Source organism: Bacteroides sp. HMSC067B03, from assembly GCF_001811315.1.
Taxonomy (GTDB): Bacteria; Bacteroidota; Bacteroidia; order Bacteroidales; family Bacteroidaceae; genus Bacteroides; species Bacteroides faecis.
Map to the genome: position 1 here is coordinate 1 of NZ_KV804493.1, position 12885 is coordinate 12885.

The 12885-nt window shown below is 44.2% G+C and carries 11 protein-coding genes; 5 read left to right on the top strand and 6 right to left on the bottom strand.

The window, feature by feature from the left end; translation table 11 throughout:
• Positions 1 to 657 precede the first annotated feature (657 nt).
• The 3 genes from HMPREF2794_RS25670 to HMPREF2794_RS25680 all read right to left on the bottom strand — a co-directional run bounded on the left by HMPREF2794_RS25670 (position 658) and on the right by HMPREF2794_RS25680 (position 2227).
• Positions 658 to 960, bottom strand: a complete 303-nt coding sequence (locus tag HMPREF2794_RS25670) for a hypothetical protein (protein ID WP_022302283.1) — start codon at positions 958 to 960, stop codon at positions 658 to 660.
• Between the two features lie 78 nt (positions 961 to 1038).
• Positions 1039 to 1251 carry a type II toxin-antitoxin system antitoxin gene (locus HMPREF2794_RS25675; RefSeq protein ID WP_010536792.1) on the bottom strand — a complete coding sequence of 71 codons (213 nt, stop codon included), beginning with the start codon at positions 1249 to 1251 and terminating at the stop codon, positions 1039 to 1041.
• Between the two features lie 28 nt (positions 1252 to 1279).
• A complete protein-coding gene (locus HMPREF2794_RS25680; protein WP_070753071.1) occupies positions 1280 to 2227 on the bottom strand; it encodes an SPFH domain-containing protein in 948 nt (315 codons plus the stop codon).
• A gap of 268 nt (positions 2228 to 2495) precedes the next feature.
• Between HMPREF2794_RS25680 and HMPREF2794_RS25685 the strand changes: the two genes are divergently transcribed.
• The 3 genes from HMPREF2794_RS25685 to HMPREF2794_RS25695 are packed head-to-tail and all read left to right on the top strand — an operon-like array spanning position 2496 to position 6733.
• Positions 2496 to 4706 carry a S9 family peptidase gene (locus tag HMPREF2794_RS25685; protein WP_070753073.1) on the top strand — a complete coding sequence of 737 codons (2211 nt, stop codon included), beginning with the start codon at positions 2496 to 2498 and terminating at the stop codon, positions 4704 to 4706.
• Entirely contained in the window at positions 4706 to 5554 is an 849-nt protein-coding gene (gene lipA / locus HMPREF2794_RS25690; protein ID WP_010536789.1) for a lipoyl synthase, read from the top strand. The genes HMPREF2794_RS25685 and lipA overlap by 1 nt, the downstream gene beginning before the upstream one ends.
• 57 nt (positions 5555 to 5611) lie before the next feature.
• Positions 5612 to 6733: a hypothetical protein gene (locus HMPREF2794_RS25695; protein WP_010536788.1), complete on the top strand. Its 1122-nt coding sequence runs from the start codon at positions 5612 to 5614 to the stop codon at positions 6731 to 6733.
• Here HMPREF2794_RS25695 and HMPREF2794_RS25700 read toward each other — a convergent pair.
• From HMPREF2794_RS25700 to HMPREF2794_RS25710, 3 genes are read right to left on the bottom strand one after another with little or no spacing between them, the layout of a single operon-like run.
• Positions 6699 to 7403, bottom strand: coding sequence for an SAM-dependent methyltransferase (locus HMPREF2794_RS25700; RefSeq protein ID WP_010536787.1), 705 nt, complete (start codon positions 7401 to 7403; stop codon positions 6699 to 6701). The two genes, HMPREF2794_RS25695 and HMPREF2794_RS25700, sit on opposite strands and share 35 nt — an antisense overlap.
• 52 nt (positions 7404 to 7455) lie before the next feature.
• Entirely contained in the window at positions 7456 to 8463 is a 1008-nt protein-coding gene (locus HMPREF2794_RS25705; RefSeq protein ID WP_010536786.1) for a gliding motility protein GldB-related protein, read from the bottom strand.
• A gap of 6 nt (positions 8464 to 8469) precedes the next feature.
• Positions 8470 to 9327, bottom strand: a complete 858-nt coding sequence (locus tag HMPREF2794_RS25710; protein ID WP_010536785.1) for an enoyl-ACP reductase FabI — start codon at positions 9325 to 9327, stop codon at positions 8470 to 8472.
• A 353-nt stretch (positions 9328 to 9680) separates the two neighbouring features.
• Here HMPREF2794_RS25710 and HMPREF2794_RS25715 point away from each other — a divergent pair, with 353 nt between their 5' ends.
• Both HMPREF2794_RS25715 and HMPREF2794_RS25720 read left to right on the top strand, forming a co-directional pair.
• On the top strand, positions 9681 to 11297 hold the full coding sequence (locus HMPREF2794_RS25715; protein WP_029425336.1) for a glycoside hydrolase family 28 protein: 1617 nt from the start codon (positions 9681 to 9683) through the stop codon (positions 11295 to 11297).
• Between the two features lie 303 nt (positions 11298 to 11600).
• Complete coding sequence (locus HMPREF2794_RS25720) at positions 11601 to 12833, top strand: DUF4861 domain-containing protein (protein WP_010536783.1); 1233 nt, start codon at positions 11601 to 11603, stop codon at positions 12831 to 12833.
• The last annotated feature ends 52 nt before the right edge of the window (positions 12834 to 12885 follow it).

Consider the following 12885-nt stretch of genomic DNA (forward strand, 5'->3'; position numbering starts at 1 on the left):
GAAGAAAAACACGGCATCGCCGAGACGCTTACGAAATTGCTCTGATATCGCCTATCTATCATACTATTTTGTCTTATCTCTCATGCAAATAGAAAGTAGATATGTTAGTGTTCATGTAGTTCCAAGATTAATCTCATGTAGTTCCAAGATTAGTTTCAACCGGTGAAACAAAGTGTTTCATGCCTTGGAACAAAGTGTTTCAAGCAATGAAACAAAGTGTTTCGTACGGTGAAACAAAGTGTTTCAAGCGTTTGAAACTATTTGAAACACCTGTTGAAGTTCTTTGGAGCACCTATCTACTTGATTAACTTGACTGTAGCTACTGTTTCGCTTAACCTGTTCTTTCAGGAAGTACTAAATCATTTTTCAGCCGACAATGCATGAGTTATCAGCTATTAACGCCTGATTGTCCAACTATTAACAACTGACACATCAATCATTAATAACTGACACAACAGGCGTTAACATCCTGAATGCAAGGAGTAAGTAGAAAAAAAAGATGTATTATGGCATACATACAAAGTGAGAGCAACCGCTTGCTCTCATACTGCCACCACACTTGCTACAATCGCTGTAAGGCCGATGGATAAAGGGATACAGACCAATAGTTAGAGCATGAGAGCAAAACCTATGTTTAATTCATGTGGAGGGATATTTCTATCCCAGTAACTTATCAATGATAAAATGACCGATGAAAAATAAATCACCCATGAAGACAACACTGAATATCAGAAAAGCGATAGCGGTACTCCAGCGATAATCCCCTTCGTCCTCCCCGCGCTTGATACGCAGCAGGGAGCTATACAAGCAATCGCCCGCAATGAACAGCACAAACAGACTCGGTATCAAGTCACCCCACGATACCAACCACAAGTTATCACCCTTTCCCATCAGGAAGGTCAATGCTACGGCCAACAGGAAGACAGAAGCATACTGCAAATCTTTTCTCTTCGAATTCATAGCGGTCATATTTAAAGTACTTTTCACAAAGATATCGAATCTCTTCCAATAATCCTTATCAATTCCATCTAAAAAAGATTATGTCTGATCAGAAGGTTCGGACGGACCGCTCCCCGCTCTGGCGGATTTCTTTTTCAGCCGGCCACTCTTTTTCAGCGCCTCGGCAATAATCCACTGAAGTTGTCCGTTTGTACTGCGAAATTCATCGGCGGCCCATTTTTCAATGGCATCCATCGTCTCGGCATCTACACGCAAAACAAAACTCTTGATTGAAGATTCTTTTTTAGCCACTACTTTCCTACCTTACTTTTTTTATTGATTAATGATTCAACGTACCTGTATTGACTACCGGCTGCGCAGCTTCATCCGCACAAAGAACTACAAGCAGATTGCTGACCATCGCTGCCTTCTTGTCCTCGTCCAATTCCACAATTTCCTCTTCAGAAAGTTTATGCAAAGCCATACGTACCATAGATACGGCACCCTCCACAGTCTTCTCACGGGCACTGATAATAGCCGAAGCCTGCTGACGACGCAACATAACCGCCGCAATCTCAGGAGCATAAGCCAGATAGTTGATACGAGCCTCCACAATTTCCATTCCAGCCATTGCCAGACGCTCGTTAAGCTGATGCTCCAACTGGTCGTTGATTTCATCCCCTCCGCTGCGTAAGGTCAACTCATCCGCATTCGCCTCATTATCATCGTAAGCATACAACCCCGCCACCTGACGAAGAGCAGCATCACTCTGCACACGAACAAAATCTTCAAAAGCATTCATTCGTCCGGCAACGGTTACGCTCATCTGTCCGGTTCCTTTGTTATCCGCCATCGTCTGCGCATCGATTTCGAACATTGCCTTATACGTATCTTTCAGTTTCCAGACAAGCACCAGCCCTATCAAGACAGGATTACCGATTTTGTCATTCACCTTTATAGGTTCTATATCCAGATTACGGGCACGCAAAGAAAGTTTCTTCTTATTCATGAAAGGATTCACCCAGAAGAAACCGGTTTCCGTAAACGTACCCTTGTACTTTCCGAAGAATACCATTGCCCGGGCTTCATTCGGTTCCTGAGAAAAATATCCCGGAATCATCATAACAGCCGCTGCAATAAAGAGGATCAGCAGCAAGAACAAAACAATACTCCCTTTAAAAAGGAGAAAACTCATCACAACCAAAAGGGGGAGTATCGCCAAATTAATAAACAAGGCTACAAACCCATTAATAACCACGTCATTGTACTGAAATTCTTTTGTATCCATAGCATTATATTTTGATATTATTTTGATATCACAAATATATCACTTTTTAATTTTATAATGCAAGAAGAAAGACTCTTTTTTCTCGGTTATACATCATTTTTAACTAAACAGCAGTCATCCGATACTAAACAAATTTAAAAGGTGAAGAAAATAAGGGGTTATCTCAAACTAAAACGGACATGTATTTTGAGGTATTTAAGTTTATTGTTATTTTTGCAGGGTATGAACTTAATACCTTAGACAAGTAAAATATAAAACGACCTATAAAATGAGAAAAGTAAGTTTAGCCCTGCTCCTCTGCCTTCTCTGCCTCGCCGGAATGGCACAAGGACAAAAGGCACTTGATTTAAAAGATATTACCTCCGGACGTTTCCGCCCGGAAAACATTCAGGGAGTCATCCCTATGCCCGATGGGGAGCACTACACACAAATGAGCGCCGACGGTACGCAAATCATCAAATACTCATTCCGTACAGGAGAAAAGGTAGAAGTGATTTTCGACGTAAACCAGGCACGTGAATGTGACTTTAAGAATTTCGACAGCTACCAGTTCTCACCCGACGGTGACAAACTGCTGATTGCTACCCGAACAACCCCGATCTACCGGCATTCTTACACAGCTGTACATTATATATACCCTTTGAAACGAAATGATAAGGGAGTTACGACAAACAACATTATTGAACGGCTGTCCGACGGCGGACCTCAACAGGTCCCCGTCTTTTCTCCGGATGGGACGATGATCGCTTTTGTGCGTGACAATAATATATTCCTCGTGAAGTTGCTCTACGGCAACAGCGAAAGTCAGGTTACCGAAGACGGCAAGCAAAACAGCGTTCTCAATGGTATCCCCGACTGGGTATACGAAGAAGAATTCGGTTTCAACCGTGCTCTGGAGTTCAGCGCCGACAATACCATGATTGCTTTCATCCGCTTCGACGAATCGGAAGTTCCTTCCTATTCCTTCCCGATGTTCGCGGGTGAAGCACCGCAGATTACTCCTTTGAAAGATTATCCGGGCGAATATACGTATAAGTATCCGAAAGCAGGATATCCGAATTCGAAGGTAGAAGTACGTACATACGATATCAAATCACACGTGACCCGTACGATGAAGCTACCGATAGATGCAGACGGATATATTCCCCGTATCCGCTTCACGAAAGATGCCAGCAAACTTGCTGTCATGACACTGAACCGTCACCAAGACCGTTTCGATCTTTATTTTGCCGATCCGCGTTCAACTCTCTGCAAATTAGTGTTGCGTGATGAATCACCTTATTATATTAAGGAGAATGTCTTCGACAATATCAAGTTCTATCCCGAAACTTTCAGTCTGCTTAGTGAGCGTGACGGTTTCAGTCATCTGTACTGGTACAGCATGGGTGGCAACCTCATCAAGAAAGTGACCAACGGCAAATATGAAGTGAAAGATTTTCTGGGTTATGATGAAGCAGACGGTTCGTTCTATTATACCAGCAATGAGGAAAGTCCTTTGCGCAAAGCTGTCTATAAGATCGACAAGAAAGGCAAAAAACTGAAACTGTCTCAACGTGAAGGCACCAACACACCGCTTTTCAGCCAGTCGATGAAGTATTACATGAACAAATTCTCGAATCTGGATACTCCTATGCTCGTTACGCTGAACGACAATACAGGCAAAACCTTAAAGACGCTCATCAACAACGACCAACTGAAGCAAACGTTATCCGGTTATGCGATTCCGCAAAAAGAGTTCTTTACTTTCCAGACGACGGACGGAGTGACTCTGAACGGATGGATGATGAAGCCGGCCAATTTCTCCGCATCCAAGAAATATCCGGTACTGATGTACCAATATAGCGGACCGGGTTCACAACAAGTACTGGATACTTGGGGAATCAGTTGGGAAACTTACATGGCAAGCCTCGGTTACATTGTTGTATGCGTAGATGGTCGTGGCACAGGAGGTCGCGGAGAAGCGTTCGAGAAATGCACATATCTCAAAATCGGTGTGAAAGAAGCCAAAGATCAGGTTGAAACGGCTCTCTATCTGGGTAAACAGCCCTATGTGGACAAAGACCGTATCGGAATCTGGGGATGGAGCTATGGCGGATACATGACATTAATGAGCATGAGCGAAGGAACTCCGGTGTTCAAAGCCGGTGTAGCTGTTGCCGCACCTACCGACTGGCGTTTCTACGACACCATATACACGGAACGCTTTATGCGTACTCCGAAAGAGAATGCGGAAGGATACAAAGAGTCATCTGCTTTCACACGTGCTGATAAACTGCATGGCAATCTGTTGCTGGTACACGGCATGACAGATGATAATGTTCACTTCCAGAACTGTGCAGAATATGCCGAACATCTGGTACAGTTGGGCAAGCAGTTTGATATGCAAGTATATACCAATCGCAACCATGGCATATACGGCGGCAACACCCGTCAGCATCTATATACACGATTAACCAACTTCTTCCTGAATAACTTGTAATGGCTGACAGAGTGCGTAAGCCCGAGTGGCTGAAAATAAATATCGGCGCCAACAACCGTTACACCGAAACTAAAAGAATAGTCGACTCCCACTGCCTGCATACAATATGCAGCAGTGGGCGTTGTCCCAATATGGGAGAATGCTGGGGAAAAGGAACCGCCACATTTATGATCGGGGGGGACATCTGTACCCGTAGCTGCAAATTCTGTAATACGCAAACCGGACGCCCGCATCCGCTGGATACCAACGAACCCACGCATGTGGCAGAGTCTATCGCCCTCATGAAACTAGATCATGCGGTAGTTACCTCAGTAGACCGTGACGATCTGCCTGACTTGGGAGCCGGACATTGGGCACATACGATCCGTGAAATCAAACGACTGAATCCGCAAACCACTATCGAGGTGCTGATACCCGATTTCCAGGGTAGAATGGACCTGGTCGATCTGGTCATAGAAGAGAATCCCGACATTATCTCTCACAATATGGAGACGGTAAGACGTATCAGCCCGCTGGTCCGCAGTGCTGCCAACTACGATACCAGCCTGCAAGTAATCGGTCATGTTGCCGGAAGCGGAATCAAATCGAAAAGCGGTATTATGGTCGGGCTGGGAGAAACTCCCCGGGAAGTAGAAACAATCATGGACGATCTGCTGGCAGTCGGCTGCCAGATTCTTACGATAGGACAATATTTGCAGCCTACGCACCGGCATTATCCGGTTGCCGAGTATGTGACGCCACAGCAATTTGCCGCTTATAAAACAATCGGATTAGAGAAAGGATTCAGCATTGTAGAAAGCGCTCCTCTTGTCCGCTCGTCCTATCATGCAGAGAAACACATACGATAGAAAACAAAACACATTCCCTATTTGTTTTATAGGTAAAACCGGCAAATAAACATAAAGATGGATCATAAAGGAACACTTTCTTCCGCGTTTAACATGTCATTGGGTTTTATCCCCGTTATTATTTCCATTTTATTGTGTGAATTTATAACGCAAGACACGGCTATTTACATCGGTACTAGTATAGGTATCGTAGGGATATACCTATTACTACACCGCAAAGGAACGCTGATCCCTAATTTTATTCTTTATATAGCTACCGGAATGCTGGCACTGCTCTCGCTCGCAGCCTTGATTCCCGGCGACTATGTTCCGCCCGGCGCCCTGCCCCTTACACTGGAAGTCAGTATCCTCATTCCGATGCTGATACTCTACATGCATAAAAAAAGATTTATCAATCACTTTCTGAGACAGATAGGCTCCTGCAACAAACGCTTGTACGCGCAAGGAGCAGAGGCTGCCGTTGTCTCAGCACGCTTTGCATTGATCTTCGGCATATTGCATTTTATCATTATCAGCATTGTGGTAGCCTGTCAGGACCCTTTAAGCCAGACAAGTCTGATGGTACTTTACAAAGTATTTCCACCTGTCGTATTTGTGATGGCTATCCTGTTCAATCAGATCGCTATCCGGTATTTCAACCATCTGATGTCGCACACGGAATATGTACCTATAGTCAACACCAAAGGAGACGTAATCGGGAGAAGTCTTGCCATAGAAGCGCTCAACTATAAAAATACATATATCAATCCGGTCATAAGAATAGCCGTATCCACTCACGGGATGCTGTTTCTTTGCGACAGACCGATGAACGCTATTCTGGACAAGGGGAAAACGGACATACCAATGGAATGTTATCTCCGCTATGGTGAATCGCTCACCGAAGGAGTCAACCGTCTGGTACACAATGCGCTCCCACAGGCAGCAGAAGATATCAAGCCACAGTTCAACATCGTCTATCACTTTGAGAATGACATAACCAACCGGCTCATCTATCTCTTCATCGTCGACATTAAAGATGATTCTATCCTTTGTACTCCCCGCTTTAAGAACAGTAAGCTATGGAATTTCAAGCAGATAGAAGAGAATATGGGCAAAGGCTTTTTCAGCAGTTGCTTCGAAGATGAATACGAACACTTGAAAGATGTTATTTGTATAAGAGAAAAATACAAGGAATCTTAGATAATTCGGGAACATGTCCTTTCCAGTCTTTCACTGTACGAGTTTGTATCAACTCACCTTCACAAGTGATATTGGCAGCAATGCATAGTTTTGTCTGCGGACGGCAGTTCTGCAATATATCCTCTATCATCTTATGATTCCGGTAAGGAGTTTCGATGAATAGCTGTGTCTGGCTTTCGGCGTAGACGCGTTGTTCCAGTGTCTTCAGTTTCCTGGCCCGTTCGCCCGGTTCTATCGGCAGATAGCCGTGAAAGGCAAAGCTCTGTCCGTTAAATCCCGAAGCCATCACAGAAAGAATGATAGATGACGGGCCTACCAGGGGAACCACTTTCAACTTCTTGCGCTGGGCAATGGCAACTACATCTGCTCCCGGATCGGCAACGGCAGGACAACCTGCCTCTGAAATCACCCCCATTGAGGCTCCATCCGCCAAAGGTTTCAGATAACCGGAAATGTCTTCGGGAGAAGTATGCTTATTCAGCGGATAGAATGTCAGCGAATCAATGTCAATCTCCCGATCAACCTTCTTCAGAAAGCGACGGGCAGAACGAACATCCTCGACAATAAAATGCCGGATACCACGAATAATCTCCGTATTATAAGAAGGCAACACCTGTTCAAGAGGTGTATCGCCCAATGTGACAGGCAACAGATAAAGAGCAGTTTCCACTTTGAAAATGAAGAATTAAGAATGAAGAATTAAGAATAATAAATTTGGCGGATCAGAGTTTCAGGTAGCCCGATTCCTCAAACATATTCTGATAATCGGTAAGCTCTAACAGATCCTTTATTTTAAGGTCCTTATGCTTTTTCATATACGATGCGATAATCCGCGCACCCACCCACGAACCGATCAATGCAGGCGCTTGTCCTCCCAGCATGTCAACAGTCGGCGCCGGTTTCATATAGTAACGGATCACCATCGGGTCTCGTGCATGCAAGTGATCGTTTGCACAGATATACTCCCAGATGTCCTTCTCATTTTTCTTGCACCAGTCGTTTTCCTGCTCCGAATACCCCATCACCTGACCGATATCTTCATAACCGAGCAGATGCTGCACGACGTAATTGATTTTGCCGGAATGCATCATCAGATCGACCAGGCAAGTACCTTCGTGATAGTTCAGTCCGTAACGGCTGAGAAGATAGAATGAGAAACAATCCGGTACAATCCGTTCCGGGCGCATCGAAGCACATTGATAATCGTAATAGAAACGTTTATAAAGAGGATAGTCTTCTCCCATATACTTATCGAGGCTGATCCCCAGCAAGGTATCCACCAGAATAATCGATTCATTGAATGCGGATATCTGCGAATAAATAAATGGTACTTTCGTGTCGGGAACCTCCTTCTTCAGTTTCCGGAATCCTTTGGTGAGTCCTTTTTCTACTCCGTCAAGATTAGGATATTTCGCTTCGACATCGCTCAACAAACGAAGCAATGTACTGTCCGAATAGAACTTTTGCAGTCGTTGTGAAATGGTGTCGTCCTTCACCGTACCGATAGAAAGCACATCTTCTATCAGAATCTTTGTCGGCTGCCGATAGTCCATAGTCAACTTCTGCATAGCAGAAAAGCTGTTGGAGCGAACATATTCGCTCAACAGCTTATCGTATCTCAGAACAGAAATCCCTTCATCTTTCTGCTCCGCAACCTTTCCTGTGCTTAAGCCGCAGGAGGCGAAAAGCATACCTATTAATATAGTAAGAAGAGAGATCCGTAGTTTCATAACTTTTTATCCGTAAATGATATTACCATTTTCGTCCATGTACTCATCCAGTCCTTTCTCGTAAGTAGCCATTGCACGAAGACTCATACCTACGCTGGAGAAACCACCGTCATGGAATAAGTTCTGCATAGTCACCTTACGGGTGAGATCGGAGAACATGACGATACAATAATCGGCACATTCGTCAGCCGTTGCGTTTCCGAGCGGAGACATACGGTTAGCAAAGTCGTACAGTTTATCCATACCTTTCACTCCCGAACCGGCTGTAGTGAATGTAGGCGACTGTGAAATCGTATTCACACGTACACTATGCTCACGTCCGTAGATATAACCGAAGCTGCGTGCGATAGATTCCAGCAATGCTTTGGCATCTGCCATGTCATTGTAACCGTAGAAAGTACGCTGTGCAGCTACATAACTCAAAGCTACAATAGAACCATAGTCTGCAATAGCATTCAGCTTCTTGGCAGACTGGATCATTTTATGGAATGAAACAGCTGAAATATCCAATGTTTTATCCAGCATTCCATAGTCAAGGTCATCATAAGTACGTTTCTTGCGCACGTTAGGAGACATACCGATAGAGTGCAATACAAAATCAATTTGTCCACCCAGTACATCCATAGATGTCTTGAATACGTTCGACAAATCTTCCACACTGGTAGCATCTGCCGGCACTACCTGACAGTTCAGTTTTTCAGCTAATGCATTGACTTCTCCCATACGGATAGCCATCGGAGTATTTGATAATGTAATGATCGCACCTTCTTCTACGGCACGCTCTGCTACTTTCCAGGCGATAGACTGGTCGTTCAGGGCACCGAAGATAATTCCTCTTTTTCCTTTCAACAAGTTGTTACTCATATCTTCTAATAGTTAAATTTTGTGCAAAGATAGTATCTTTCTGCATAAAAACACGAGAAGTGTGCAAATATTAGACATAAATGACAAAAAATACACGTATTCTATCAATAACTCCACATCCGCCTGCAGTTTCCCCCCTATCTTTGCCAATGATAATTAAGAGGTTTTTTCATAATATTTATTTAAGGTTAGAATTAGGTTAACATGAATTGGTCTTATTCCTTTCCGGCAGGCCGCCTGCGAGAGGTCGCCTGCCGAGGGAGATAAGCGTTATGAGAAAACCATCTTAGCAATCAGAAAAGAGAAATACCAGAAAAACAATAAATGTATAACCCTATAGAAATAGTTACTAAATGAACACAATGACAAGAAGACTCCTCTGGATGGTCGTATGTTGTTTGCCGTTTATCTCGGGATGCAAACAAAGTGAGTGCGCAATAAGCGAGAACGCAATAGACGACACCATTTACCAGAATTTACCTTTCGATATGCCGAAAGTGCAACAGCCGGTTTTTCCCGCTTATGAGGTAAATATCTCTAAATTCGGAGCCAAAGGGGACGGAATGACCCTGAATACGAAAGCCATCAATGATGCTATAAAAGAAGTAAACCAGCGTGGCGGAGGTAAGGTGATTATCCCGGAAGGTACCTGGTTGACCGGCCCTATCGAACTGCTCAGCAACGTGAATCTTTATACGGAACGGAATGCACTGGTACTCTTTACGGGGGACTTCGAAGCATATCCTATTATCCCGACTTCTTTCGAAGGACTGGACACCCGCCGTTGCCAATCACCGATTTCAGCACGCGACGCCGAGAATATAGCCATCACAGGATATGGAATATTTGACGGCAACGGAGATTGCTGGCGCCCGGTGAAGAAGGAAAAGCTAACTGCTTCGCAATGGAACAAACTGGTAAAATCGGGTGGTGTGCTCGATGCGCAGGAAAGAATCTGGTACCCTACGGCAGGTTCGCTGAAAGGTGCAATGGCTTGTAAAGACTTTAATGTACCCGAAGGCATCAATACAGACGAAGAATGGAATGAAATCCGTGCATGGCTGCGTCCGGTATTGCTCAGTTTCGTAAAAAGTAAAAAGGTACTGTTGGAAGGTGTCACTTTCAAGAACTCACCGAGTTGGTGTTTACATCCGCTATCTTGCGAAGATATTACGGTAAATAATATTCAGGTGATCAACCCCTGGTATTCTCAGAACGGAGACGCACTCGACTTGGAATCTTGCAAGAACGCGCTGATTATCAACAGTGTATTCGATGCGGGAGATGATGCGATCTGTATCAAATCCGGTAAAGACGAGAACGGTCGTCGTCGCGGAGAACCTTGTCAGAATGTAATTGTAAAGAACAATACAGTGTTGCATGGACACGGCGGATTCGTGGTAGGCAGCGAAATGTCCGGTGGTGTGAAGAACATCTATGTAGAAGATTGTACCTTTCTGGGCACTGACGTAGGTCTGCGCTTCAAGAGTACACGCGGACGGGGTGGTGTTGTAGAAAATATCTATATCAACAACATCAACATGATCAATATACCGAACGAACCGTTACTGTTCGACCTGTTCTATGGTGGCAAAGGAGCCGGAGAAGAATCGGAAGAAGATCTGCTGAGCCGTATGAAAACAGCGATTCCTCCTGTTACCGAAGAGACTCCCGCCTTCCGTGATATCCATATTTCCAATATTATTTGCAGAGGTTCGGGCCGGGCAATGTTCTTCAACGGACTTCCGGAAATGCCTATCCGCAACGTAACAGTGAAGAACGTGGTAATGACAGAAGCTACCGACGGGGTTGTTATCAGTCAGGCAGACGGTGTCACACTGGAAAATATTTATGTAGAATCCACCAAAGGAAAGAATATTCTGAACGTCAAGAGTGCCAGAAACCTGAAAGTCGACGGCGAAACTTATGAAGAGATTGACGCAAAAGGACAGATATTGAATTTCAAATAAGAGATTCCACCACAGATACATAGTTATAAATGCTGGTTTTAGAGAGAGGGAAAGCTTTAAGGAACGTAGACTAATCCTATTTCATTTTGCAGAGAGCTGTTTGAACCTACGTTTTTAAGAGAATAAAATAATCAGCATTAATCTATGGCGTCTGTGGTTAATCGCAGAAAACCACAAAATCATTATATAGAGTAAAAAGCTCAAATAGCAGACTAATTTATCCTCCAAAGATAAGCCGGTCTGCTATTTTTTCAACTACTTTTGCAAAGAGAAATACGACGTATCACATCATGTATTAAAATCATGAAGAAGAATATTTTTATCATAGCACTCCTTACCGGATGTTGCTCTTTATCTGCCTGGGCTCAAAAACAGGAGAAAACCATTACTGTAGAAGTAAATAATAACTGGAACCGGGCAAAGACGGATGAACCGGTAGTAATCAATTTACATGATCTGCATACCGGATTTAAAGTAAAGTCCGCCGTAGTCATGGAAGGAAGTACTGAAATCCCTTCTCAGCTGGACGACCTGAACAGAGACCGCAAGATGGACGAACTTGCATTCGTCACCAGCCTCCCTGCTCACGGTAGAAAATCCTTTCAGGTCACACTGTCTTCCGAAAAGAGTACGAAGACTTATCCGGCCCGGGTTTATGCCGAAATGTTTATTGCCGACCCGAGAAAAGGAAAGCATCAATCGGTGCAAGCGATTACTGTGCCCGGCACCAGCAACATATACAGTATGGTTCGCCCTCATGGTCCGGTACTGGAATCGGAACTGGTAGGTTATCGTCTTTACTTTAACGAAAAGCAGACTCCGGATATCTACGGTAAGTTCAATAAAGGACTGGAGATCAAAGAATCTCAGTTCTACCCTACTGATGAACAGTTGGCAAGAGGATTCGGTGACGATGTCCTCCGGGTATTCGACAGTTGTGGTCCGGGGGCTTTCAAAGGATGGAACGGAAAAAAAGCAACTCATATAACTCCTGTAGATACCCGCACGGAGCGTATTATCTCTTACGGTCCGGTGCGTGTCATTGCAGAAATCGAAGTGACAGGCTGGAAATATCAAAATGCGGAGCTGGACATGATGACCCGTTACACACTCTATGCCGGACACCGTGATCTTCGCATTGAGGCATTCTTCGACGAACCTATCAAAAACGAAGTGTTCTGTACAGGCGTTCAGGATATTGTCGGTACTGCGGAGTCTTACTCGGATCATAAAGGACTTGTCGGCAGCTGGGGAACAGACTGGCCGGTAAACGATACCGTAAAATATGCCAAAGAAACGGTAGGACTTGGCACCTGCATTCCCCAACGATATGTAAAATCGGAAGAGAAAGACAAAGACAACTACCTTTACACCATCACATCTCCGGGAAACAAATACTTACAGTATCACACCACTTTCACTTCTATGAAAGAAACTTTCGGATATAAAACACCGGAAGCATGGTTTGCTTACCTCCGTGAATGGAAAGAAGAACTGGCACATCCGGTAACGGTGAAAATAAAAGATATTCATTAAACAGAGCGTACAAATACAACTAAACAATCAAATACCGGAGTGTTTACCAGTT